This is a genomic window from uncultured Maricaulis sp. (genome assembly GCF_905480005.1).
In the GTDB taxonomy this organism is placed as follows: Bacteria; Pseudomonadota; Alphaproteobacteria; order Caulobacterales; family Maricaulaceae; genus Maricaulis.
The window spans coordinates 1-24,471 of the sequence record NZ_CAJQOO010000062.1 but is presented as its reverse complement, the minus strand read 5'-3'; the positions used below and the strand labels follow the sequence as shown (position 1 = coordinate 24,471).

At 62.2% G+C, this 24,471-nt stretch carries 20 protein-coding genes; 13 read left to right on the top strand and 7 right to left on the bottom strand.

The genetic code is table 11. From position 1 onward, the window contains the following. On the bottom strand, positions 1-851 hold an 851-nt coding region (locus tag QZ266_RS06920), incomplete at its 3' end, for a S1/P1 nuclease (protein WP_295693130.1). Between the two features lie 270 nt (positions 852-1,121). Here QZ266_RS06920 and QZ266_RS06915 point away from each other — a divergent pair. From QZ266_RS06915 to QZ266_RS06895, 5 genes are read left to right on the top strand one after another with little or no spacing between them, the layout of a single operon-like run. Further along, positions 1,122-1,673: a TetR/AcrR family transcriptional regulator gene (locus QZ266_RS06915; protein WP_295693128.1), complete on the top strand. Its 552-nt coding sequence runs from the start codon at positions 1,122-1,124 to the stop codon at positions 1,671-1,673. Next, positions 1,670-2,746: an efflux RND transporter periplasmic adaptor subunit gene (locus QZ266_RS06910; protein ID WP_295693125.1), complete on the top strand. Its 1,077-nt coding sequence runs from the start codon at positions 1,670-1,672 to the stop codon at positions 2,744-2,746. The genes QZ266_RS06915 and QZ266_RS06910 overlap by 4 nt, the downstream gene beginning before the upstream one ends. Next, complete coding sequence (locus QZ266_RS06905; protein WP_295693122.1) at positions 2,743-5,859, top strand: efflux RND transporter permease subunit; 3,117 nt, start codon at positions 2,743-2,745, stop codon at positions 5,857-5,859. The genes QZ266_RS06910 and QZ266_RS06905 overlap by 4 nt, the downstream gene beginning before the upstream one ends. Before the next feature lie 33 nt (positions 5,860-5,892). After that, positions 5,893-7,038: an alpha-hydroxy acid oxidase gene (locus QZ266_RS06900; RefSeq protein WP_295693119.1), complete on the top strand. Its 1,146-nt coding sequence runs from the start codon at positions 5,893-5,895 to the stop codon at positions 7,036-7,038. Between the two features lie 41 nt (positions 7,039-7,079). Further along, positions 7,080-8,633 (top strand): acetolactate synthase large subunit, encoded by a 1,554-nt coding sequence (locus tag QZ266_RS06895; RefSeq protein WP_295693116.1) that lies wholly within the window; start codon positions 7,080-7,082, stop codon positions 8,631-8,633. Positions 8,634-8,636: 3 nt separating this feature from the next. Here the strand turns inward: QZ266_RS06895 and QZ266_RS06890 are convergent, their stop codons facing one another. The 6 genes from QZ266_RS06890 to QZ266_RS06865 form a co-directional block, all read right to left on the bottom strand. Continuing rightward, a complete protein-coding gene (locus QZ266_RS06890; RefSeq protein ID WP_295693114.1) occupies positions 8,637-10,460 on the bottom strand; it encodes an ATP-binding protein in 1,824 nt (607 codons plus the stop codon). 347 nt (positions 10,461-10,807) lie between these two features. Continuing rightward, positions 10,808-12,367, bottom strand: a complete 1,560-nt coding sequence (locus QZ266_RS06885) for a porin (protein WP_295693111.1) — start codon at positions 12,365-12,367, stop codon at positions 10,808-10,810. A gap of 371 nt (positions 12,368-12,738) precedes the next feature. Further along, positions 12,739-13,950, bottom strand: a complete 1,212-nt coding sequence (locus QZ266_RS06880) for a cupin domain-containing protein (RefSeq protein WP_295693108.1) — start codon at positions 13,948-13,950, stop codon at positions 12,739-12,741. A 93-nt stretch (positions 13,951-14,043) separates the two neighbouring features. Then, entirely contained in the window at positions 14,044-14,436 is a 393-nt protein-coding gene (locus QZ266_RS06875) for a hypothetical protein (protein WP_295693106.1), read from the bottom strand. 327 nt (positions 14,437-14,763) lie between these two features. Then, the gene (locus QZ266_RS06870) at positions 14,764-15,894 is read right to left on the bottom strand and encodes a S41 family peptidase (protein ID WP_295693103.1); all 1,131 of its coding nucleotides are present in this window, start codon (positions 15,892-15,894) and stop codon (positions 14,764-14,766) included. A gap of 29 nt (positions 15,895-15,923) precedes the next feature. Continuing rightward, the gene (locus tag QZ266_RS06865; protein ID WP_295693101.1) at positions 15,924-16,538 is read right to left on the bottom strand and encodes a hypothetical protein; all 615 of its coding nucleotides are present in this window, start codon (positions 16,536-16,538) and stop codon (positions 15,924-15,926) included. Between the two features lie 670 nt (positions 16,539-17,208). Between QZ266_RS06865 and QZ266_RS06860 the strand changes: the two genes are divergently transcribed. The 8 genes from QZ266_RS06860 to QZ266_RS06825 form a co-directional block, all read left to right on the top strand. Then, a complete protein-coding gene (locus QZ266_RS06860) occupies positions 17,209-18,480 on the top strand; it encodes a site-specific integrase (RefSeq protein ID WP_295693098.1) in 1,272 nt (423 codons plus the stop codon). 245 nt (positions 18,481-18,725) lie between these two features. Next, positions 18,726-18,932: an AlpA family transcriptional regulator gene (locus tag QZ266_RS06855; RefSeq protein WP_295693095.1), complete on the top strand. Its 207-nt coding sequence runs from the start codon at positions 18,726-18,728 to the stop codon at positions 18,930-18,932. Between the two features lie 7 nt (positions 18,933-18,939). Further along, positions 18,940-19,191, top strand: a complete 252-nt coding sequence (locus QZ266_RS06850) for a hypothetical protein (protein WP_295693093.1) — start codon at positions 18,940-18,942, stop codon at positions 19,189-19,191. Next, positions 19,169-19,570, top strand: a complete 402-nt coding sequence (locus QZ266_RS06845; protein WP_295693090.1) for a hypothetical protein — start codon at positions 19,169-19,171, stop codon at positions 19,568-19,570. The genes QZ266_RS06850 and QZ266_RS06845 overlap by 23 nt, the downstream gene beginning before the upstream one ends. 337 nt (positions 19,571-19,907) lie before the next feature. Beyond that, the gene (locus QZ266_RS06840) at positions 19,908-21,458 is read left to right on the top strand and encodes a class I SAM-dependent DNA methyltransferase (protein WP_295693087.1); all 1,551 of its coding nucleotides are present in this window, start codon (positions 19,908-19,910) and stop codon (positions 21,456-21,458) included. Beyond that, the gene (locus tag QZ266_RS06835; protein ID WP_295693083.1) at positions 21,455-22,795 is read left to right on the top strand and encodes a restriction endonuclease subunit S; all 1,341 of its coding nucleotides are present in this window, start codon (positions 21,455-21,457) and stop codon (positions 22,793-22,795) included. The genes QZ266_RS06840 and QZ266_RS06835 overlap by 4 nt, the downstream gene beginning before the upstream one ends. Beyond that, positions 22,792-23,679 carry a DUF6615 family protein gene (locus QZ266_RS06830; RefSeq protein WP_295693081.1) on the top strand — a complete coding sequence of 296 codons (888 nt, stop codon included), beginning with the start codon at positions 22,792-22,794 and terminating at the stop codon, positions 23,677-23,679. The genes QZ266_RS06835 and QZ266_RS06830 overlap by 4 nt, the downstream gene beginning before the upstream one ends. A gap of 225 nt (positions 23,680-23,904) precedes the next feature. Next, positions 23,905-24,471: type I restriction endonuclease (locus tag QZ266_RS06825; RefSeq protein WP_295693079.1), on the top strand; the 567-nt coding region annotated here is incomplete at its 3' end.

Here is a 24,471-nt window from a genome sequence, read left to right as displayed (position 1 = left end):
CGCTCCTCGACGAGCTGGTTGAGGAGGCCGGCCAGGCGCACACCGCCCTGTTTCAGGCGCTGCAGCGAGACCGGGAGGTTGCGCTCATAATAGGCGTCACCCGGCTCGATCGGCTCTTCGGCACGCGCCCAGTAATAGGCGAAGCCGCGAGAGCGGACGATATCATGGCTTTCCTGGGCCCAATTGATCGGCGCCAGCGGCGTGTAGACATCGACCCCATTGAGCGGGATCTCGGCAGCCAGCGCCTCGGCCAGCTGCGCCCAGCGGTCCGCTTCATCCAGATAGGGCCAGGTCTCGGCCATGTAATCGAGCAGGATCTCGCTGTCCCAGACCCGGTGCAGATTGGTCCGGCGCTCGCCGCGCCACAGCACGTCGATATCATTGCCACCGCGATCACCCTCGATTGAGACATGCAGCGGCTGGTGGATATCGCCCATCCAGTGAGCGAGGAATTTCAGGGCCTCAAGCCGGTCCTCATCCGAGCGCGAACGGTCCGCGAAAATGCCGGCATGCAGGTCAATCGCGGAGGTGATGCAACCATTTTCGGCACAGTCCTCGGCATCGACCTGCGGATCATTCCGCTCCTGGTTGATATAGTGCCAGGGCGCCGTGTGCCGATGGGTCGAACCACGGACCTCGTCGGCCCAGGAACAGATATCGCGGAACGTCTCGAATTGCGGGTCAAGCGCGACCAGACGATCGATCTCGGTGCGGGTCTCGTCGGAGAGATAGCGATAGGCAAGGTCACACACGATGCGGTGCCCGTCGCGGCCATAAGCCTCTGCCGACCCGGGCATGGCAAACAGGGACAGAAAACCGGCGACAGCCAGGGTACGCAGGAAAAGGGTCATGAAGCTCTCCGGTCGGATGGCACCCGCCCGGTGCCTGCCCCGGTCTCTAGAAGAGCCGCCCGCGCCTCTCCACTAGTCAGGGCGAGTATCTTTCAATCAACGCAACCCCCGGTCGCAAAACGGGGATTTTTAATGTTGTCGCCATTCGCGAAGGGCCGGACCGGCCGGCCCGCGAGTCTGGAGAGACCACCGGAACTATACCGTCTGGACGGTATTGACTGTACCGTCTGGACGGTTTATGTGCAGTGCACAATAAAATGGATTCACGCAATGCCAGCCAGCAAGCCCTCAACCCGTGGCACCATCCTCGACGCTGCCGAAACCGTGGTTGCCCGCGACGGATCGCGCCGCCTCACCATCGACGCCGTCGCGGCGGAGGCGAGCGTCTCCAAAGGCGGCGTGCTTTATCACTTCCCCAACAAGATCGCCTTGCTGCAGGGGATGGTCGAACGGATGGTGACCGAGATCGGCGACGAACTCGCCTGCGCCGAGAGCCGGGCGCGCGAGGCCGGCAAGCCGCCACTGGTGGAAGTCTTTGCCAGCATGTTCGACCGTTCCGAATCCCAGGACGGCCTGTCGACCGCGCTCCTGGCCGCCTCCGCCGAGCATCCCGAACTGCTCGACCCGGCCCGGGAAATTCTCTCGACCATATTCCAGCGTCTCGCCGAGGAAACGCCTGACCCTGTCGCCGCACATGTTTTGATGCTGGCCATGGACGGGCTGAAACTCTCCGTCCTGCTGGGCTTCAACCATATACCCGATCATCAGTTCCAGCCGATCCGTGATCGCCTGTTGAGCATGGCCCGCGAGCTTTACACATGACCCGATTTTCCTGGCTTCCGGCCCTGACAACCGCCTTCATTCTGGCGTCCTGCTCACAAGATGCGCCGGCCCCTGTCACTCAGCCACGTCTCGTTCAGCTGGCCGAGGTCACCGCAGAGAATGGCGAGACACGGCATGAATTCGTCGGCCGGATCGAAGCCCGGCTCAGCGTCGACATGGCCTTCCAGGTCGGCGGACAACTGGCCGAGATTCCGCTCAATGAGGGCGTGCTGATCGAAGAAGGCACACTGGTCGCAGCCCTGGACGCCGAAGATTTCGAGCGCGCGGCCCGCGAAGCGCGCGTCCAGCTGCAGCAGGCCAATACCGAGCTGGAGCGCCAGCGCACCCTGCACGAACGCGGCATTGCCTCCCAGGCCGCCCTCGACAGTGCCCAGACCAATTATGACTTGCGCGAAGTCGCCCTGCAGACCGCGCGACGCAATCTGGGCTATGCCACCTTGACCGCGCCCTTTGACGCGCTGGTCAGCCGGCGCCTGGTGGACAATTTCACCATTGTTTCGCCCGGCCAGCCGGTCGTGCGCCTGATGGACGTGTCGGAGCTGCGCGTCTCCATCCCGATCTCCGAAGGCATGGTCGCAACCTTTGACGCCGATGATCTGGTTTCCCTGGAGGCCGCCTTCGCCTTCCTGCCCGGCCAGACCTTCTCGCTGGTCCCGCGCGAACTGGTCTCCGAGCCGGACGCGGCCTCGCGCACCTATCGCGCCATCGCCGCCCTGCCGGACAATATTCCCGCCAATATCCTGCCCGGCATGACGGCCACGGTGTTCGCGCAATTTGCCAATGATACGAGCGCCCTCAACGGGCTTCGCATTCCGCTGGCCGCCGTCGGTGCGGCCCCGGACGGAACACAGCGGGTCTGGGTCTTTGACGAAGGGGCCGGAACGGTGTCACCCCGGTCCATCACCACGGGCGGGTTCGAGGGCGAGATCGTGATTGTCACCGACGGTCTTCGTGCCGGCGACCGCGTCGTCACCGCCGGCATCTCCGCGCTGCACGAGGGGATGGAAGTGCGACCACTGTCTGATGCGGCGCGCTCCGGAACGTCGCAATGAGCGCCGCGGCGACCCCGTCCAGCGCCCTCGCGCGCCTCTCCATCGAAAAGCCCGTCCTGACCTGGATGGTCATCCTGTTCTGCCTGCTCGGCGGACTGGCCGGCTTCCTCAATGTCGGACGGCTTGAAGACCCGGCCTTCACCATCAAGGAAGCCATCATCTTCACCCCCTATCCCGGAGCGACGGCGGAGGAGGTCGAACAGGAAGTCACCGAGACCCTGGAAATCGCCATCCAGCAGATGGGTGAAGTGGACGAAATCCGCTCGGAATCCGCGCCGGGCCTGTCGGAAATCCATGTCACCGTGGACGACACGATCGACAGCGCTGACATGCCGGCTGTCTGGACGCGCCTCCGGGCCCGGATCCGCGACTCCGTAGCCGCCCTGCCGCCAGGGGCCGGCGCGCCGGTCGTCTATGATGATTTCGGCGATACCTACGGCATTTTCTACGCGGTCACCGCTGACGGCTATTCCGATGCCCGCATCCGCGACATCGCCCGAACGCTCCGACGCGAACTCCTGACTGTCGAGAATGTCGCCAAGGTCGCTGTGGAAGGCGAGCCGGACGAACGCATCTATATCGAGATCCCGCAGGAAAACCTCGCCCGCCTTGGCCTGTCCTATTCGGATTTGCTGGAGGATCTGGAGCGTGAGAATGCCGTCGTGACCGCCGGCTCGGCACCGATGGATGACCGCCTGGTCCGGGTCGAAATCCCGCAGACCCTGGGCGGTATCGATGCCATCTCCAACCTGCTGATCACCCCGCGCAACAGCGATCAGGCCATCCGGCTGTCGGACATCGCGGAAGTGCGCCGGCAACCGGTCGAGCGCCCCTCCCAATTCATCTATCACAACAATGCCCGCGCCTTCACGATCGGGGTGGCCGGCCTGCCGACCGCCAATATCGTGGATGTCGGCCATGCTGTGGAAGCCCGCCTCGCCGAGCTAGAGGCCGGCCTGCCACTAGGCGTCGAACTCCATCCCATCTACCAGCAGCACCTGGTCGTCGATGATGCGATCAATAATTTCCTGATCAGCCTGACCCTGTCGATCGCCATCGTGATCGGGGTCTTGTGCCTCTTCATGGGCTGGCGGGCCGGCCTGACCGTGGGCACCGTCCTTTTCCTGACAGTGTCCGGCACCGTCTTCTTCATGGACATGTTCGCGCTGGAGATGGAACGCATCTCGCTGGGCGCGCTGATCATCTCCATGGGCATGCTGGTCGACAACGCCATCGTCGTCACCGAGGGCATGCTGACCGGCGTGATGCGCGGCAAACCGCGGATGCAGGCGGCCGAAGACGCGGTTGCCTCGACGCAATGGCCATTGCTGGGCGCGACCGTGATCGGCATTCTTGCCTTCGCCGGGATCGGCCTGTCACCGGACGCGACCGGGGAATTCCTGTTCTCGCTGTTTGCGGTGATCGCGATTGCCCTTCTCCTCAGCTGGGTCATCGCCGTGACGGTTGTTCCGATGATCGGCTACCATCTCTTCGCCGCCCAGCGCGCCGAGGCGCAGGCCGCCGGCAAGGCGGACCTGGATTCCGACAGCCTCTATTCCGGGCGCCTGTTCAATGGCTATCGCGGCCTCCTGAGCCTCGCCCTGGCGCACCGCTGGACCGTGCTCGCCGGACTGATCGCGGTCACGCTGGTCTGCTATGTCGGCTTCGGATCGGTGCGCAATTCCTTCTTCCCGGCGACCAACACGCCAATGTTCTACGTCAATGTGGAGCTTCCCGAAGGCACCGACATCCTGACCACGGATGCCACGCTGCGCGAGATCGGCAGCTTCATCGCGGATCAGCCCGAGACCGAGATCATCGACACATTTGTCGGCGCCGGCGCGACCCGCTTCATGCTCACCTATTCGGCCGAACAGCCCAATGCCGCCTACGGCCAGGTAATTGTGCGCACGCATGAAATCGACGCCATTCCCGCGCTCGCCGACCGCATTCTCGCCCATGTCCGCGAGACCCTGCCCGATGTCGATGTCCGGGCTGACCGGATCATTTTCGGCCCGCCCTCCGGCGCCAAGCTGGAAGCCCGCTTCTCGGGACCGGATGCCGATGTGCTGCGCGCGCTGGCGGAGGCCGCGACCAGTTCGCTGAGCCGCGATGGCGATGTCATCGATATCCGCACCGACTGGCGCAACCGGACGCCCATCCTGCGCCCGCTCATCATCGAGGAACGCGCCCAGACGATCGGCGTGACCCGCCAGAACATTGCCAACGCGCTGCGTTTCGCCACTGATGGCAGCCAGGTCGGTGTCTATCGCGAAGGCGAGACCCTGATTCCGATCCTGGCCCGGGCACCGGAGGCGGAACGCTCCGATCCGGACTATCTCGATGACCGCCTGGTCTGGAGTCCGCAGCAGGCAGCCTATGTCCCGATCAATCAGGTCGTCTCGTCCTTTGCCCTGGAATTCGAGGATGTCCTGATCCAGCGCCGCGACCGCACCCGGACCCTTTCCATACGCGCCAACCCGCACTCCTGGGAAACCGCATCGGAGGGCTTTGCCCGCTTTGCGCCGATCATCGAAGCCATCGAGCTGCCGCCCGGCTATTCAATGGAATGGGGCGGTGAGTATGAGGCCTCGGCCGAGGCCAATGCCTCGCTGGGCGGACAATTGCCGCTGACCTTCATCGCCATGCTCACCATCTCCTTCCTGCTCTTTGCCAAGGTGCGCCAGCCGTTGATCATCTGGGCGGTGGTCCCGATGTCGGTGAACGGGGTCGTGGTCGGCCTGCTGCTGACCAATGTCGCCTTCTCCTTCACCGCCCTGCTCGGCCTGCTCTCCCTGTCCGGAATGCTGATCAAGAATGCGATCGTGCTGGTCGATGAAATCGACATGCGCATTCGCGACGGCGCAGACCGGGCCGACGCCGTCCGCGACGGTTCAATCAGTCGCCTGCGGCCGGTTCTGCTGGCGGCAGCCACCACGATCCTCGGCATGACACCCCTGCTGGCCGACGCCTTCTTCCAGGGCATGGCGGTCACCATTATTGGCGGGCTGACCTTCGCAACGGTCCTGACCATGATCGCCGTTCCGGTGCTCTATGCCCTCTTCTTCGGGATTCGACCGCGTCCGGCTCTCGAAGACCCGGTCAAGACTTGACGCTGTGTCGGGAAGCGGACAACGCTCGCGCCCATGAAAGCGATTGACCAGATTCACAATATCGAGGCCTTGCGGGCACTGGCCCGTAAACGCCTGCCCCGCATGGTTTTCGACTATATCGACGGCGGCTCCGACGACGAGATAACGCTCGCCCGCAATGACAATCGCTATGGCGATTACGAGCTGAACTTCAAATCCCTCGTCGACATTTCGAAGATCGAGTTGGACACGACCATCATGGGCGCCCCCAGCAAGGCGCCCATCATCGTCACCCCGACAGCGGCCCAGCGCCTGTTCAATCCGCGCGCCGGCGAAGCCGCGGTTGCCCGGGCCGCGCGCAAGGCCGGGCTCGTCTACTGCCTCTCCACCCTCGCCTCCACCACGATCGAGGACATCGCCAGCCACACGGACGGGCCGAAATGGTTCCAGGTCTATGTCTGGAAAGACCGCGCCATCGTCGAAAAGGCCCTGGAGCGCGCCCGAAACGCCGGCTTTACCGGCCTCATCCTGACCGTGGATGTCCCGGTCGCCGGCAATCGCGAGCGTGACCATCTCAATGCCTTCACCATCCCGCCCAAGATCAATGCCAGGACGGTGAGCCAGATCCTGGCCCGGCCGGGCTATCTCTGGGACATGGCGACCACACCGCAAATCCTCGCCGCCAATTGGGCCGACATGGACACGGGCGGGATGGGGGTGATCGAATTCCTCAATTCCCAGTTCGACCGCACAGTGACCTGGGAGGATGCGAAATGGATCAAGGAGGCCTGGGGCGGTCCCTTTGCGATCAAGGGGATTGCCCGCCCGGACGATGCCAGACGTTGCCTTGATGCCGGCGCGGACGCGGTTTGGATCTCCAATCATGGCGGCCGGCAGCTGGACACCGCCCCGGCCACGATTGACACCCTGCCCGACATCGTCGCCGCCGTGCGCGGTCAGGCCGATATCATTCTTGATGGCGGGATCCGACGGGGCACGGATATCATCAAGGCGCTGGCGCTCGGTGCTGATGCAGTGGCGGTCGGTCGGCCCTATCTCTTCGGGCTGGGCGCGGCCGGTGAAGCCGGCGTCACCCGCGCCCTGGACATTCTGCTCTCGGCACTGGAGCGCGACATGGCACTGGTCGGCGCATCGCGCCTGTCAGACCTGACGCCCGACTTTGTCCGCATACCGCACTAGACACGCTATCAAGCAACAAGAAGTCATCACGGGGTCGATCCATGTTCGCAGCTGAAAGCCTGGTCCGCACGCTCATCAATCAGGGCGTCGAGGTCTGTTTCACCAATCCGGGCACATCCGAAATGCATATGGTCGCAGCCCTCGACCGGACCGAGGGGATGCAATCCGTCCTTTGCCTCTTCGAGGGCGTCGCGACCGGTGCGGCCGACGGCTATGCCCGCATGGCCGAGAAGCCGGCCTGTACCCTGCTCCACCTGGGACCGGGGGCCGGCAATGGTCTCGCCAATCTGCACAATGCCCGCCGCGCCTATGCGCCGGTGGTCAATATCGTCGGTGACCATGCCCGCGACCACCTCCAGTTCGACGCGCCGCTGACCTCGGACGCAGACGGGGTCTGTCGCCCCATGTCGCGCTGGGTCGGACGCGTCGGCGCACCCTCTGAAGTCTCGGCCATGGCGGTTGAGGCGGTTCGCCAGTCCTACGGGCCGGAGCGCGGTGTTGCCACGCTTACCCTGCCCGCCGATTGCGCCTGGTCCGACGCCGAACCGGCGGTGATTGACGCCGTCGACCTGCCCGGACCCGAGCCGGTCCCGGCCGACACGGTCGCAGCGATTGCGGAGGCCCTCAAGGCGGCCGAGACTCCGGTTCTCTTCCTCGGCAATGATGCCTGCCGGGAGGACGGTCTCGCGGCCGCCGGCCGGATTGCCGAGGCGACCGGCGCGGCGCTGTTCATGGATACATTTGTGCCCCGCATTGCCCGCGGCCATGGCCGAGTCTCACCCAAGCGGCTGGGTTATTTCGGGGAGCAGGCGCTCGAGGAATTGGGCGGCGCAGACCTGATCGTGATCGCCGGTTCCAAACCGCCGGTTGCCTTTTTCGCCTATCCCGATCAACCCAGCGAGCTGACCCCTCCGGGGACACGCACCGAGCATCTGGCCGGTCCGGCCGATGATGTGATTGGTGCGCTTCAAGCCCTGGCCGACGGGCTGGGGGCGGCAGAGGCCGAACTCAACCTGCCGGAACAGTCACAGGCGCCGAAACTCTTCCCCGATGAAGCCCTCAATCCCGGCTATGTCGGTATTTCCCTCCTGCGTCACATGCCGGACGATTCGATCATCTGCGATGATGCCACCACGTCCGGCATGGGTGTCTTTCCCTGGATCGAGCATGGCCCGCGCCATGACTGGCTGTGCCTGACCGGTGGCGCGATCGGTTCGGGCATGCCGCAGGCGGTTGGCGCCGCCCTCGCCTGTCCGGACAAGCAGGTCTTCGCGCTGTGTGGCGACGGCGCCGCGGCCTATACGCTCCAGGCCCTGTGGACCCAGGCGCGCGAGCGCCAGAATGTGATCAATGTGGTCTTCGCCAACCACTCCTACCTGGTCCTGAATATCGAATTGTCCCGGGTTGGCGCCGGCAATCCGGGCCCGGCAGCACAGCAGATGCTGTCCCTGGACGATCCCAAGATGGACTGGGTCAAGCTGGCAGAAGGCTTTGGCGTTCCGGGGCGGCGCGCTCGCACGGCTGGCGAATTCGACGATGCCCTGAAGGCGGCGATCGCCGAGGGTGGACCGCAATTGATCGTGGCGGAAATCTAGCCGTCAGCCGCTGGAAACGCGGCTCTCTTCATCGGTCGGCGCGTCAGCGCGCCGGTCGGTGACCAGGGCAATCTCGAGCACGCGCCGCAATTCCGCGATCTCGACCGGCTTGGGCAGGTAGTCTGTAAAGCCGGCGGCGAGGAATTCACGGCGGTGATCATCCGATGCCAGAGCGGTGACCGCTATGATGCGGGCGTCGGCGGACTTGCGCGTTTCGCGGATGCATTGCATCGCGCTGACCCCATCCATCTCGGGCATCTGAATATCCAACAGCACCACGTCATAGGCGAATGACGTCGCCTTGTTGACCGCCTCCCGACCACCCGAGGCGCAATCCACGATCAATTCGTCGGCCTTGACGATCTGCTGGACCATCGCCTTGAGGACAAGCTGGTTGGTGACGACATCGTCGACCACCAGGACACGCCCCGCGGCCTCGACCGGCTTGGTGGAAGCCGGGTCGCGCGTGACCACAGGCTGTTCGGATGTCGCAACTCGCTCCAGCGGCACGTCAACGGTGAAGGTGGAGCCACGGCCCATCTTGCTGGAGAGCGTGATCTTGCCGCTCATCTTGTTCGCCAGGCGTCGACAAATGGCGAGGCCCAGCCCGGTTCCGCCATAGCGCCGCGTCATCGAGGCGTCGACCTGGTTGAAGGGGTCGAAAATCGACTCCTGCTTGTTGCCGGGAATACCGATTCCGGTATCGCGAACCGACAGCCGGACGCGGGTCTTGCCTTCGCGCACTTCCCCGACCGTCGTCAGGGTGACGCTGATCCGGCCCGAATGGGTGAATTTCACCGCATTGGCCAGCAGGTTGTTGATGATCTGACGCAGGCGAAGCGGGTCGCCACGCACAAAAGCCGGGTCGCCGAGCTGGTTGTTGACGGTCAGGGCCACGCCCTTCGTCTCCGCCTGCGGCCGCCAGTGATCGGTCGTATTGCGGATCAAGTCGGCCAGATCGAATTCGCGATTGTCCAGCTCGAGCGCATCGGCTTCGATCTTGGACAGGTCAAGAATGTCATTGAGCAATTCGAGCAGGGCCTTGCCGCTGTCATCGATCAGCTCGAGGCTGCGGCGGTGATCGTCATTCAGGCTGGTGTCAGCTTGCAGGACATTGGTCATGCCCAGGACACCATTGAGCGGCGTCCTGACCTCATGGCTCATATTGGCGATGAAATCGGACTTGGCGCGATTGGCCTGCTGGGCCGCAATCAGGGCGGTCTCCAGGCGTTGGTTGGACGCGGCGAGCGCGCTCTGGGCATCGGTGGTCGCCGACCGGAAACTGGAACCGAACAGCACGATCCAGACGCAGGACAGGGCCCCGGCCGCGACCAGCATGTCCAGTAATTCGGTGGGATTGAAACCGAGACGCCCGCCCTCGGTGATATGGGCAGTGCTCATGATCAGACCGAAATAGGCCGCCAGCGGCAGGATCGCGAAAAGCACGGCCCTCGCGCCCCAGGCAATATAGGCGCCCAGAATAATGCCGGGCAGGTAGAGCGTTGCCGGCGGGAAAGATCCGCGATTGGCCCAGGCCGCCGCGAACAGGACAAGCGAGGCCAGAAGGATCATCACCGCGATCGTGGCATTGGGCCGACGCAGCTTCAGACCGGTGACACCCACCGACCCGGCCAGCAGGCCCGACGCCAGACCGAGTTCCACCATGCCGGGGCGTCCATCGAGGACAAAGGCGAGGACGGCCGCATTGACCAGACCCATGAGCGTGAAGATCGCGGTAAAGGCCACGGCGATACGCGATTTGATCGCATAATCGAAATCGACGAGCGGGTCGGCCCCGGTCAAACGGTCGATCTGTCTCCACAGCATGTCGCGACATCCCTCCTCAAGTAGAACCGAATATAGCCCAGCGGGGTTAACAAATCCGTGTCTGCCGGAGGACTTCCAGCCTTTGATTGCGGGCACCGATCCGGGCACAGCACCGAGACTGGTCCGCGCCTGCGCAACAGACAACCCCTGCTCGAAGTGGCGCCGACGCGGGTGTCGGTCGTAGGCGACCGGTTTCGACGCGGCCAGCAGGCCGGCGGTCCGCCCGGGGTCAGTCCTTGATGCCCGGCGGAGCAAAGGCCCTGGTCTCGGCCGCATGACACGCCGGGCACAAAAAAGCGCCGCCCCCGGAGGGACGACGCTCTTTCAGTTCACCTGTATCGGCCCGGCTAGAATGCGGCCTGGATACCAAAGGTCAGGATATCGGTCGTGGCATCCCGCTCGGACCAGGTCGAGCCGTCCGGGAAATTGCCGCCGCTGAGGAAGTTGAGCGGGACCCAGCCATCGGTGTGGATGTACTCGCCGAACATGTTCACGCCCGGCGCCAGGAAGTAGGACAGGCCAGCCACATACTGGTCCTGACGCTCCCAGGGTGCCCCGTCATCGCCGGCCCGGAAGCGGCTGAACTCAAGCGAGACATCAAGCGGGCTTTCCGCACCGACATCCATGGAATAACGACCGCCCACGGCCCAGGACGTGGTCTCCCGCGCTTCGAAGACGCTCAGCGGATTGGTCGGATCCGGAACCGCAGAACCCGGCCAGATATCCGTGGTTTCCTGGAACTCGCCCAGGAATTCGAAATCACCCAGCGTGACGCGGCTATAGACCGCAAAGGCCGGATTATTGTCAGCACACGGATTGAAGTGGAAGACCGGATAGGCCTGGCAGTACGGGCTGGCATGCTCGTAGCTGGCGCCCACCATGACCGTGCCATCGGCACCGATCGGCGTGGTGTAATTGGCATCGATGGCGAAGTTATTCACCCGAGACGGAACATTCGTACCCTGGACCGGTGAATTGGCCGCGCGGAACTGGGCGCCGCCCTGAATGCCCATCGCACGGATGTGCAGACCGTCATTATAATAGCCAACCATGCCGCCATAGGCGAGACCGGCGAAGGAGTGCCAGGTCGTCGAATTGGTGAACGGGCTGACCGTGTCATTGAGACCGAACGGCGTGTCCATCTTGCCGATCGCGGCATAGATGGGCGACGTGTCGAGATTGCCGTACATCACCCAGGCCTTGCGGACCTGGACCTGATTGCGGTTGAGGTCGGTAATGGTGCCCGACCCGAAGCTCTGCTCCGGATTGTAGAGCAGTTCGACATATGCCGTGACATTGTCCGCGACCCGTGCCGTAGCGGCGAGCTGGGCGGAGTGAACAACCATTTCCGAGACTTCCTCGCCAATCTGGTTGGCCGAGGTCGGATGACGCATGAGCCAGCCGAATTTGGTGTCCGAATTCGAGCGTTGGTAATTGGCCAACACCGTCACACCGCCGCTCAGCGTCACGCGATTGTCCAGCTGGCCATTCTGCATCGCCTGGAGCTGGATCAGCTGACGCCGATTGATGCCCTCGGCATGGTCCAGCACATCGAAGCTGTACTGCGTGCTCAGGCCGACGAAATTCTGGCGGTAGCTGTCCTGGTGGGCGCCATGCTGGTCGGCATGCGCGACCTGCACCGGCTGGTCGGGGGCCGCATGCGCGCCATGGGGCGCGGTGTGGTGTCCGGCATGAGGCGCAGGATGTGGCGCGCTGTGCGGCGCCGCGTCGTCTTCCATCGCGCCCTGGGTTTCGAGGAATTCGAGCAGGCGGCGATTGGTTTCTTCCAATTGCTCGATGCGCGCCTCCAGTGCCTCGATACGGTCGTGATCGTCAGCGAGAGCGACGCCCCCGGTCGATGACAGCGCAATGACGCTCGCGCTGAGTGCGAGAAAATTACGGTACATGATGTCCCCTGTGAGTGTGTTCGGCGCACCTGTCCCGTGTGACGCCGCAAGATAACGAGTTTCAGCTCCCGATATCGCGCCTCAACGGCAAGTCGCATGGGAAGCTGCCAAAAACAGAGTTTGAGTGCCGCGAGTCGGCGACCCCGTCACGAATGAAATTATACGCGTCTGGAAGACAGGCATGGCCGTCATCGGGCCAGACCGTCCGCCCCTGAACGCGCAATCATCCTGACAGGCCACCATTATGACGGACCACCGGACAACGCTCGCCCGGCACAAGGTCTCAATCGCGGTCTCAGCGCCAAAACTGGCCCCGCCCGGGCGTCTTTATCCCGCACGTTTGCCAACCCGGCCACTGACCCCGGATGTCGTCAGACCGGCGCGTCAGCGCGCAGCAGCAAGCCGTAGGCGACCAGGGAATCGATCACGTCATTGAGCTCCTCAGCGTCGCTGACGCTGAAATCGCTCTTGCGCATCGAGCCCGCGGCGATCCGTGTCCGCAGCTGCTCGGCCAGCGCGCCACTCATCGGAATGCGGCCGCCCGAGAGCACGATTTCCTGTTCCACATCGCCATCCCCATCGGGCACAGGTTCGAAATTGAACAGGATATGCTCACGAATGGTGAGCTGGTCATCCGGCCCGACGCCCTGCGCCAGCGACAGCAGCGCGCCGCGCAGGCGGGGCCCCTGCCCGCTGACGAAATTGCCCGAAAACGCCGCGAGCGTGGCATCGAAGCTGGCCTTGGCGGCGAGCTCATCGACGAGATCACGGAAGGTCCGGGCATGGCGCGCCCTGACGTCGCCGCCTTCGAAGAACATGTCACGCGGGAGGGAGTGGCGCATTTCGGGAACCCGAAGACTGGCCTCAGCCACGGCTTCCAGCATGAATTCGGCCCAGGTCTGCACCAGGATCCCGACCGTGATATGCAGGCTGGGCTCGTCACCATGATTGGGCGCGCGGTGGGCGGTCCCGCGTGGAACGTAGAGGCATTCACCCGGATTGAGGACGAAGGTCTCCTTCAGCTCACCCGTATCGTCATGATCCTTGCGGAAGCTCTCCCCCTTGAAGGGCAGGCCGTCACGATCGCCATAGATCTCCCACTCTTTCGCACCGGAAATCTGGATCACGAAGACATCGTGATCATCATAATGAACACCAAAACCCGTCTCGCCAGGCGGGGTGAGATAGACATTGGTCTGGGTCCGGGCCCCGAATTGCCGCTCCAGCGCTAGGCAGAAATTATAGAGATTGCCATCGGCCAGATGCATTTGCGGCAGGATCAACGTGCACCCGTCGCGGAAATTGTCGAGCACCGAGCCCCGGTCGACCACACCATTGGGAAAGGTGAATTCGGTTTCGGGGATCGAACTGCCCGATTTGGCCATGCTGATCGAGGAGGCCGGCAATTCGCTGTCGGACAGGATCTCGTCGACCCGGTCCAGGCTCAACAGCGCCGCTGCCTGGTCGCTTTTGTTCGCGTTGCGATAGAATTTGCGCTCGTAAAACTCGGCGAAGAACTGCTCCGGTGTGAGCGGGCCGAGCAGGAGGGCGAGCGCATCTTGCGCCGGCTGTTCGAGACTCATTATGTCGTCCTGGATTCTGATGCCACACATGCTTCGGGGGCCAGCAATGCCAGCCCCCGCAACACGATGTCGGTATGAATTCGTCGATGTCGCTTAGGCGCAGGAACCGCGACCCCGGCCACGACCGGCCCCATCGCTGTCGTCACTGTCGGTCACGCCGGTGCGGCCATTACCGGCACGATCATTCGGGTCGCTGTCCGTGGCGCCATTCGTGGAGCCACGCCCACGACCACCGCAGTCAGAGTTCGAACCCGAATCCGAATCCGTCACGCCCGAAGAACCGCGGCCATAGCCGGCGCGGTCATTGGCGTCCGAGTCGGTTATGCCCGAGCGGCCATAGCCGGCACGATCATTCGGATCGCTGTCCGTTCGACCGGTGCGTGCCTGCTGGGCAATTGCCGGAGCACCCACAACAGTTGCGGTTGCGGCGCCTGTGATCAGCCCGACGAATGTTCGACGCGATACTGGCTTGGCTCGTTTTGCCATTCGGAATTCCCCATTGAATTTCTTCGACTACCTTGTCGAAGCTCACGCAGACGATACGCCATAAAAAATCTAAGGCAACTGCTGAGTGGGAAATGCGGATTGCTGGCGACCCCTGTCATTGGCCCGGATGCCCGGACGTGAGCGCGCGCAATGACACTCCGGCCAGGGTCAAGGCACGGGCATGGGCATGGGCGCGGGCAGACAGCATGCCGGCAGTCCGTCCTGTGTCCAATTGGCGGCAAAGTCCGATCGCGTTCGCCTGGCCCCCTCTCGCACCGCCCCGGCATGCCTGGCCCGGAGCGTTGTCCTTCGGCACAAACCAGGTCGCTATTGGGACCGTGTCAGCGCTTCCAGGCTGGCAGCATCCAGCGAGCTGGCGTCGGCTGCGATCTGCGGCACATAGGTGCCTCCCGGGGGTCGCCGGCGGTCACGATAGACCTTCAACGGGATAAACAGGCGTCCAACCCTGCTGGGCAGGTTGACATACCGGACATCAATATACTGCGTGTCGGAACTGGTCTCCTCGCCCACATGCAGAACGCCCGGCAGGGCCAGAAGCTCGTCCATGAAGTTGAGGCATGAACTCGCACAAGCGTCGTCGGTAATGACGATCACATCGGCGGAAACCGGGCTTTCAAGCGTGCGCGTGATTTCACGTGTGCGGAAATTCTGGCGGGCATAGTCCTCGCCCGCCGCCACGGCGGCATCGAGCCGTTCGGCAAGCCGGGTCCAGGACTGCGCGGCTTCGGACCGTCCGCGGCTTGCATGCTTCTCGGCGATACCATGAACATGGGCGGCATTGTCGGCGGTGGCACGCCAATCCACCCCCCCGGCCGAAACCGGGACCCAGTCCCGATAGACCTCCGCTGTCCACAGTGCCCTCGCAATCCTCGTCCCGAACGCGCTGTCACCCCCACCATTTCCGCGCAGGTCAAAGACGATGCGATCCAGTGATCGCAAGGTCCCGGCCCGGGCTTCGATCGATTGTGTGATCGACGCAATCGGAGCGGTCCGTTCGTTGAAGCTGGAGATGGTGATCCACGCAGAATTGCCGCTGATGTCGACACCCGCCGTGCCGGACATCTGGTCGCGGTTTGCGGTGGCCCTGGAGATAACGCCCGGCGCATCGGCAATGGTGGCAACGGTCAGATGGCCATCCGCGAAGACATCCGTATAGGCGTCAAGCGCGGCGCGATGATCAGAGGGCGAGCGGGCTGACCGGGCGAGCGGCAGGGCGTGGGCCAGTGCGTCATCCATCCGCACGAGGAAGTCCGGATTTTCGGGATCCACCGCGCCCGGATGATGCGCGAGGATGGTTTCATGCACGAATTCGACATCCCGGACGGCGCGGGATTGCCAGTCTCCAAACCAGAACCAGCCCAACAGGATGACGGCCACAAGCAGTGCGGTCGCCATGATGCCGACAACGACCTTGCCGATCAGCCCGATGACCTTCATTCGCACGCCCCCGCCTCAATGAAATCTGGTCACGCGTCGGCCGCGCAACCGAATGCGGGGTCGTAGAAGGGTGCCATGATGCTGTCGCACAGACCCTGCCCCGGAAGCTGACCGTCGAGATAGATGAGCAATGTGTATCCCAGACTGGCCGTCACATAACTCAGGAACAGGACCAGGAAACCAAAACGCAAACGACGGCTCGAGAGGAAAAGCGCGGCGGCCAGGACGGCAATGAAGACAGATGGCAGCCCCCACCAGGGCAGGCCGAGATCCAGGCTGACACGCGCCTCGTCATTGTGATTTCCGGTCACGATGCTCATCGTCATGGCCAGCAGGCGCTGGTAAAAGGCGACGAAGACGAGATCGTATCCAAAGGCAATTTTGCGGCCAATGGCCAGCCAGGCACCGAACAGGCCCATGGTCAGGGTAAAGAGCGGACCGCTGATCGAGATGAGCGTGGTCTGCCACTCGAAATCAGTTGGCGGGCGAAGACTGACACGCCCCAGACCGAAGGCGAATGTGTCAACGCCGAGGGCCAGGGCCGTCAAGAGATGGGTGAGTTCGTGCAAGACTGTTGTCAGAAACAACATGACGAACATCACCGCATAAAAGGTAACGCCCGGTTTTCCCGAAATACTCGACATGATCGACCCCTGTGCCACGCCTGCCGAGACTATCCATAAAGTTTGGAACGACAAGGGTTTGCGACCGGAACATCAACCAGCGCCGCTGCAAGCGAGGCGCCCGCGAAAACGAACCAGCCCCGAACCCGCAGGGTTCGCAAGCGCGACCGCGCGCCGGCCGGTCAGGCCGCCCCATCGGAGGCGTCCGCCCAGCGGATTGCCGTGAGCGTGAAAGCATGGCGGAGCCGAAGGGACCAGCCCCGAACCCGCAGGGTTCGCAAGCGCGACCGCGCGCCGGCCGGTCAGGCCGCCCCATCGAAGGCGTCCGCGAAGCGGATTGCCGTGACAGTGAAAAATATGGCGGAGCCGAAAGGACCAGCCCCGAACCCGCCGGGTTCGCAAGCGCGACCGCGCGCCGGCCGGTCAGGCCGCCCCATCGGAGGCGTCCGCGAAGCGGACTGCCGTGAGAGTGAAAAATATGGTGGGCCCGGAGGGACTCGAACCCCCAACCAAGCGGTTATGAGCTTTGCGGGACGGGTACAAACTGGGAACGCATGACACCGAATGGCATCACTCAATTATGATATTTCAATGGGTTGATGTTTCAGCAGGTGTCAGCGATAATCAGCAAGTCCCATCCAATTGGAACCCCAACGGAACCCCGCGTTAACGCGCGGGCCGAGGATTGCTCATGCCACAGCCGGACGATACCAAGCTAACCAAACGCTTTTGCGAGCAGATCCAGGTCGACAGCCGCAAAGAGTTTCCCGACCATCTCGAGCGTGGCCTTCGCCTGCGCGTCACGCCCAAAGGCATCAAGTCCTGGAGCTTCCTGTATTATCGCCCAGGCGATGGATCGCGCGCCCGGTTGAGCTTTGGCACGTTTCCCGCCATCAGTCTCGACGAGGCCCGCCGGCGCACACGGGAGGCCCGCGCCAAGCTCGATCATGGCGATGATCCTGGCGCCGCCCGACACGCCCGCGAGATCGTCGAGACCTTCAACCAACTCGCCGATCTCTATCTTGAACGCCACGCCCGCCCCAACAAGCGCACCTCAGAGACCGATGAGCGGCTTCTACGGCGCGATATCCGGCCGGTCATAGGTCACCTACCCGTAGAACGCATCACGCGCTCCGACGTGCACGCCACGCTCGACAAGGTCGCCGCCCGAGGCGCCCCGGTCCAAACCGAACGGGTCTATGAAACCATGCGCGGTGTCTTTCGGTGGGGCTTGGCGGAGGACTACATCCACAATGACCCGACCCTGGGCATGAAACGGCGCTTCAAACGCGCCCCGCGCGACCGGGTATTGGCCGACGTCGAGCTCGCCAGCATCCTTAAAAATCTCGACAAAACGCCACTCGATCGGCGCACAATACTCGCCCTCAAGCTGGCCCTAGCAACCGGCCAGAGGATTGGGGAGGTTTGCGGCGCACAGATCACCGAGTTCGATCTGCTGCGCGACCTCTGGACGATCCCGGGCATGCGCGCCAAGAACAGCCTCACGCATGAGGTGCCGCTGGGAAGCTTCGCCAAAGCCATCATCGAAGAGGCCATGACCGCCACCGCCGGAGCGACTTTCCTGTTCGCCTCACAGCCGCGAAATCGAATAAAGCACGGTGATGTCGAACAGCCGCTACTTGCAAGCTCTGCGACCAAGGGCTTCGGGCGGTGTCGCGAAATCATGGGGCTCAAGGGCGAACCGGTACGGCCGCACGATTTTAGGCGCACATTTGCGACCTTCATGCAGAAGTCCGCGGTGCCGGAGGCGGTGGTTGCCCGCCTGCTAAACCATCGAAGCGATACCGCGCGCTCGGTGACGTCCGCTGTCTACATGAAGCACAAATTCGTCGCGGAGAAGCGCGACGCTATGGCGTTATGGAATCAGCACCTGCTCGGCTTGTGCGCCCCAGGTATCGAGCTTGGTGCGGTGATCCCGATCTCCGGTATCAAAGAGTCCTAGCGGTCCCCGGCGAGATCCATTTTGTTTGGCCTCATCGGCGAATCGCCTTTACTGGATCTGACCAAGGATCGGCATTTGGATCTGGACACGGCGTCAGCCACCCACCGCCCAATGCACTCCAGTCGCTTCACACAACCCGACCCGAGCGAACCGCGCCCTTTGCGTGGGGATGCCTTGTCGACTTGTCTCAATCAAGAGGCGGGCCCAGCACCGAATGGCTCGCCTCGAACGAGGAGAGCGACTTCATGTCCGCCAATCTCACCCCCCTGCCCCTCATTCTTCTCAATCAGCGCGAGGTTCTCGAGCGCACCAGCCTCTCCAAATCCACGCTTTACCGAGAAATTGCTGCCGGTCGGTTTCCCGAACCGCTGCGGATCTCGCCCAATCGCGTAGCCTGGCCAGTCGCGGTCATCGCAAGCTGGATTGCGGGCCATGCCGGCGGAAAGGGCTAGCAAAATTATGCTCACCCTAGATCTGCTTGCAGAAATTCTGGAAGGCGATGTCGAGGGAAACCTCGTCATCGCTCCCGCCCCGGGGCTAAAGCCAACAGACCGATCACTCGTTGTGGCACTTAAGCCGCCGCCATTTGGTGAGATCCGGATCGACACGCTTGGACTGATCGATCGCCGCACCTGCCAAAACCACGTCCAGCGGCGCCTGACCCTCTATGCGATGCGAGGAGAGACCGATGGTCACGAAACGCGGTCGTGAGCGGGGCAAGGGCGAACGTTTCATCAGGTTGAATCACGCCCTGCTCGAAACAGAAGCCTGGGGGTCGCTGACATGCGCCCAGCGATGCGTCTACCTCGCACTTTGTATGGCCTACAATGGATTCAACAATGGGCAGATCGGGCTGTCAGTCCGCCAGGCGGCCAAGCTTGCCAATTGCAACAAGGACAGCGCCGCCGCGGCCCTCAAGACGCTGGAGACACGTGGATTTATTGAACGCATGACGCCGGGCGCATTCAGCTTAAAGATCCGGCATTCGGCACTTTACCGGCTCACACACCTGCCGGTCGAGACCGCGCCTCAAATCCCAGCCACGTGCGATTATCGAACATGGCGGCCAGAAAAAAGCCGGTCCGAATAGGAAGCCATGTCTGTGTGATTTCCGGGGACCGAGTGTCCCGAACAAGGGGACAAGTGGTGTGAAATACACAAAGCTTGTCCCCTTATCTGAGACCAAATCGGGGGCCCGCTGTCCCCTGGAACCGGACACTTATATTCTAGCCATCCCTGCAGCGAACGGTTGAGCAACGAGATTTCGCGCGACCGGCCCACGCGGTGTCGGAAGAATTTCCGACCGGCCTCACCCGAAAAACATCTCAATGCTGGCGCGACCACTGGAAGTTGATTACCGTCCCGAACCGAAACGGTGATCGATGACGATCGTGCCAGAACCTTGAATAAGCGGACGTATTCTTCTCATGGCCAATTCCAGACGGGCAGACCTCGATTTTGCCGCCGATCTTTTCAAGGCAGCCGACAAGATGCGCGGCGGGCTGGAGCCCTCGGAATACAAGCACGTCGCGCTGGGACTGATTTTCCTCAAATACATCTCCGAAGCTTTCCAGGCGATGCACGACCAGCTCGCGCAGGACGATCTCGCCGATCCGGAGGACCCCGAGGAATACCTCGCTGAGAATGTCTTCTGGGTGCCCGAGACCGCCCGCTGGTCGCACCTCCAGCAAAACGCCCGCTCGGAAAACATCGGCACCATCATCGACGAGGCGATGGAAGCCATCGAGGCCGAACCGACCAACGAAACCCTCAAGGGCGTGCTGCCCAAGAACTATGCCCGTCCCACGCTCGACAAGACCATGCTGGGCGAGCTGGTGGACCTCTTCTCCAATATCCAGATGCATGACAGCGCCGACCGGGCGCGCGACCTGCTGGGCCGGGTCTATGAATACTTCATCTCCGGCTTTGCCAGCGCCGAGGGCAAGCGCGGCGGAGAGTTCTTCACACCGCGCTCCGTCGTCCGGACCCTTGTTGAAATGCTCGAACCCTATCAGGGCCGCGTCTACGACCCGTGCTGTGGCTCGGGCGGCATGTTCATCCAGTCCGAGAAGTTCATCGAGGACCATGGCGGCAACCCGCTGAACCTCTCGGTCTATGGGCAGGAGATCAACCACACCACATGGCGGCTGGCCAAGATGAACCTGGCCGTTCACGGCATCGACGCCGACATCGCCTGGGACAGCGCCGGCAGCTTTCACAAGGACGCGCATCCGGGGCTAAAGGCCGACTTCATCCTCGCCAACCCGCCCTTCAATATCTCGGATTGGGGCGGCGAGCGCCTGGTCGAGGACGAACGATGGAAATACGGCACCCCGCCCAAGGGCAATGCCAACTTTGCCTGGATCCAGCACATCATCCACCACCTCGCCCCGCGCGGTCATGCCGGCGTGGTACTGGCCAACGGCTCCATGTCCAGCCAGACCAGCGGCGAGGGCGAGATCAGAAAACGCCTGATCGAGGAAGACCGCGTCGATTGCATGGTCGCCCTGCCCGGCCAGCTTTTCTATTCCACGCCAATTCCGGTCTGCCTGTGGATCCTGTCGCGGGACAAAAGCGCCAACGGGTTTCGGGACCGGCGTGGTGAGGTGCTGTTCATCGACGCCCGCAATATGGGCCATATGGTGGACCGAGTGCGGCGCGAGTTCTCGGACGAGGACATCGAGCAGATCGCAGGTACTTACCGCCGCTGGCGCGCAAAGCCGGAAACATTGGAGGAGAAAGGCTGGGGGGCCTACGCCGACACGCCGGGGTTTTGCAAATCCGAAGGGCTGGAGACCATCCGCAAGTTCGACCACGTGCTGACGCCAGGGCGGTATGTCGGGGCGGCGGATGTTGAGGATGATGGGGTGTCGTTTGAGGAGAAGTTCGCCGCTCTGCAGAGCGACTTGTCCACCATGTTTCAATCATCTGACGTCCTCTCAACGCAAATCAAACAGCTTCTGGGCAAGGTCGAATGAGTTGGCCAACACGACAGATCGGCGAACTGTTTGATCTTGAAAATGGTTTTGCCTTCAAGAGCGCGGACTTTCTGGCTGCCGGGGTGCCCGTAATCAAAATCAAGAACGTTAAGGCAGGCCACTTCAGCGAGCACGACTTTGACTATGTCTCGCCAGATTTCCGCGAGTCTCGCCCCTCCAAACTCGCTAGAGTCAATGATTTGCTTATCAGCATGTCCGGAAATCGCCACGATGGCTCCCGTGAGACTTGGGTCGGCAAGGTCGCTCATTTCAACAAGGACGGCGACTATTTCTTAAACCAACGCGTGGGTGCTCTGCGCTTGAAGTCAGACTTGGATGAGAACACTCGCTTCTTCGGCTACCTTATGAGCTCCATGCCGTATCAGGAGCTGTTCATTTCGATCGCGACCAGTTCTGGGGGGCAGGCCAATCTTTCACCCAAGCAGATATTCGCAGCAGAAGTCGCGGTTCCTCCCAAGAAAGAACAAGACGCGATTGCAAGCGTTCTGGGTGCGCTCGACGACAAAATCGAGCTGAACCGGCGGATGAATGAGACGTTGGAGGAGACGGCGCGGGCGCTGTTTCGGGATTGGTTCGTCGATTTCGGCCCCACCCGCCGCCAGGCAGAAGGCGCAACCGACCCCACCGCCATCATGGGCCACGCCTTCCCCCCCGGAAAAGCCGCCGAGCTCGCCCCGCTGTTTCCGGCCGGGCTGGGCGATGATGGTTTGCCGGAGGGGTGGGGCGAACAACCGTTCGAGGCGTTTGTCGATATTGTCGGAGGAGGCACGCCCAAAACTAAGGTCGCCGAGTACTGGGGCGGAGACATTCCTTGGTTTTCTGTCGTGGACGCCCCGGCGCACGGGGCGGTCTATGTCCATTCGACGGAGAAGAGCATTACGACAGCCGGTCTTGAGAACAGCTCGGCTCGCATGGTCCCAGAGGGAACCACAATCATCTCGGCACGCGGCACTGTCGGCAAGATCGGAATGGCATCGAGGGACATGACTTTTAATCAGTCATGTTATGCCTTGAGACCGAAAGAGCCAGTGGGAGAGCGTTTTGTCTTTCTGGCGACAGGTCAACTTGTCGAACGCCTGCAAGCGATGGCGCACGGGTCTGTGTTCTCCACCATCACCCGAAACACCTTTTCCAGCCTCAGTTTCGCGGGGGCGGAAGAACGTTGCTACTCGGCATTTGAGGGGATCACGGCCCCGCTATTTGCGAAGATCAAGGCGAATGGGCAAGAAAACCAAACTCTCGCCGAGATGCGCGACCTCCTCCTGCCCAAACTCATGTCCGGCGATATCCGCCTGAAAGACGCGGAGAAGAAATGAGAACACAACCCAACTTCTGCCGATCATTTCGGGAAGAAGCCCACAAGGTCTGGGAAGACATGTCCGAAGCCGAAGAGCTCGACATATCCCGCGATGAGGAGACAACCACTCAGGACCTTTTGCTGAACCTTGCCAGAAAACACCGAGGGCGAGGCCTGGACATAAAAACGTTCTCTAAATCTGCGGAAAGCGCAAACGGTGCGGATTGGGCTTTTTGGTTCGCTGACCACCGGGGAATGGGCATCGGGATCCGTATCCAAGCAAAGCGGCTTTTTCCGTCCGAGCACCGATACAAGTCGCTCTACCATCAGAGTGATAAGCAACGCGAGGAAAGCAAGGCATCTGGTTTGCCGACGCCCAATCAATGCGAAACGCTAATGACGCACAGGGACGGATTGATCCCACTGTACGTGTTCTACAACTCAGACGCTCTGGATGTTCAAAAGGCGCACCTTAGGCACATTGATCAGTTTTGGTGGCCGTATTGCTTTGCTTTTAACAATCCAGCCTGGGGGATCAGTGCTGCACCTGCCTTCGCTATCAAACAGGCAGATTGGGGAAAGAAAAATAAACCCGGTGACTTCGCCATGACGCCTTGGCATTGCCTTTTCTGCCATTGTTGCTGGGACGAGACGCCCGTCGACGCGTCGCTACCCTCATTGATCGGGTACGGGTTGAAACAACTGCACGAGTTCTGCGCCGTGGAACTCGAAACGTCCGATGACACCAGCGTCGAGTACGATTTTTCATTCGAGCCAACTGATAACATTCCTCAGTGGGTCGCCCTGCTAGGCGACGGTGTTGATGCCCAACCGGCCTTGGAAGAGGAGATGTCGCGCCTTCAGCTGAAAGGTGTTGCCGCCATTTCGGGGGTGCCGGAATGATCAGCTTTTTTTGTGCCCCCTTTCTCGACCGCGAGGGGCTTCCTTGATGATATCATCGTCATACATGCGCACAGCCTGCCCAATCTTGAGACCGGCAAAGTGCGCCTTGAAAAGTCAGTCTCTGAGATGAGTGGGCCAAAGAAGACCATGGCTTCACGCCCCGGCTCGCGCGAGAAGAAAACATCAGCCTACTCGGCGAGACACTGATCGATGGGCGGACCTAATATGAGCACTGGCAAAGATCACACCTCCCCCGACGCTACCTACCCCCTCGCCCGACCGGGCAACTACACCGGCTTTTCAGAAGCCCTGGTCGAAAATGCCGCTATCGACTTGATGAAGGATCTCGGCTGGCGGTTTGAAGACCCGGTGATGATTGCGCCTGATGGTCCGCAAAGGCGGCGGGTCTCAAACACCGAGGTGATCCTCCAGGGACTTCTGGAAGAGGCCGCGCAACGATTGAATCCGCACATTCCGGACGAGGCCTTGCGGTCGGCGCTGAAGCGGGTCCAGGTGTCGGAAACACCCTCCCTGATCGAAGAGAACCGGCGCATTCACCGGTTTCTGGTCGACGGGATCGATGTCGAATATCGCCGCCCCGACGGCACCATCAAGGGCGACAAGGTCCGTCTGATCGACTTTGCCAACCCGTCCAACAACGATTTGATGGTGACGCACCAGTTCACGGTGGTTGAGGGGGGCCATAATCGCCGCCCGGATGTGGTGGCCTTCGTGAATGGTCTGCCCCTTGTGGTGATCGAGCTCAAGAACGCCGCCAGCGAAAACGCGACC

What these genes read in the sequence shown, in the direction of transcription:
- QZ266_RS06915 (WP_295693128.1), top strand. Translation starts at nt 1,122, where the DNA reads ATGCCAGCCAGCAAGCCCTCAACCCGTGGCACCATCCTCGACGCTGCC.
- QZ266_RS06910 (WP_295693125.1), top strand. Translation starts at nt 1,670, where the DNA reads ATGACCCGATTTTCCTGGCTTCCGGCCCTGACAACCGCCTTCATTCTG.
- QZ266_RS06905 (WP_295693122.1), top strand. Translation starts at nt 2,743, where the DNA reads ATGAGCGCCGCGGCGACCCCGTCCAGCGCCCTCGCGCGCCTCTCCATC.
- QZ266_RS06900 (WP_295693119.1), top strand. Translation starts at nt 5,893, where the DNA reads ATGAAAGCGATTGACCAGATTCACAATATCGAGGCCTTGCGGGCACTG.
- QZ266_RS06895 (WP_295693116.1), top strand. Translation starts at nt 7,080, where the DNA reads ATGTTCGCAGCTGAAAGCCTGGTCCGCACGCTCATCAATCAGGGCGTC.
- QZ266_RS06890 (WP_295693114.1), bottom strand. Translation starts at nt 10,460, where the DNA reads ATGCTGTGGAGACAGATCGACCGTTTGACCGGGGCCGACCCGCTCGTC.
- QZ266_RS06885 (WP_295693111.1), bottom strand. Translation starts at nt 12,367, where the DNA reads ATGTACCGTAATTTTCTCGCACTCAGCGCGAGCGTCATTGCGCTGTCA.
- QZ266_RS06880 (WP_295693108.1), bottom strand. Translation starts at nt 13,950, where the DNA reads ATGAGTCTCGAACAGCCGGCGCAAGATGCGCTCGCCCTCCTGCTCGGC.
- QZ266_RS06875 (WP_295693106.1), bottom strand. Translation starts at nt 14,436, where the DNA reads ATGGCAAAACGAGCCAAGCCAGTATCGCGTCGAACATTCGTCGGGCTG.
- QZ266_RS06870 (WP_295693103.1), bottom strand. Translation starts at nt 15,894, where the DNA reads ATGAAGGTCATCGGGCTGATCGGCAAGGTCGTTGTCGGCATCATGGCG.
- QZ266_RS06865 (WP_295693101.1), bottom strand. Translation starts at nt 16,538, where the DNA reads ATGTCGAGTATTTCGGGAAAACCGGGCGTTACCTTTTATGCGGTGATG.
- QZ266_RS06860 (WP_295693098.1), top strand. Translation starts at nt 17,209, where the DNA reads ATGCCACAGCCGGACGATACCAAGCTAACCAAACGCTTTTGCGAGCAG.
- QZ266_RS06855 (WP_295693095.1), top strand. Translation starts at nt 18,726, where the DNA reads ATGTCCGCCAATCTCACCCCCCTGCCCCTCATTCTTCTCAATCAGCGC.
- QZ266_RS06850 (WP_295693093.1), top strand. Translation starts at nt 18,940, where the DNA reads ATGCTCACCCTAGATCTGCTTGCAGAAATTCTGGAAGGCGATGTCGAG.
- QZ266_RS06845 (WP_295693090.1), top strand. Translation starts at nt 19,169, where the DNA reads ATGGTCACGAAACGCGGTCGTGAGCGGGGCAAGGGCGAACGTTTCATC.
- QZ266_RS06840 (WP_295693087.1), top strand. Translation starts at nt 19,908, where the DNA reads ATGGCCAATTCCAGACGGGCAGACCTCGATTTTGCCGCCGATCTTTTC.
- QZ266_RS06835 (WP_295693083.1), top strand. Translation starts at nt 21,455, where the DNA reads ATGAGTTGGCCAACACGACAGATCGGCGAACTGTTTGATCTTGAAAAT.
- QZ266_RS06830 (WP_295693081.1), top strand. Translation starts at nt 22,792, where the DNA reads ATGAGAACACAACCCAACTTCTGCCGATCATTTCGGGAAGAAGCCCAC.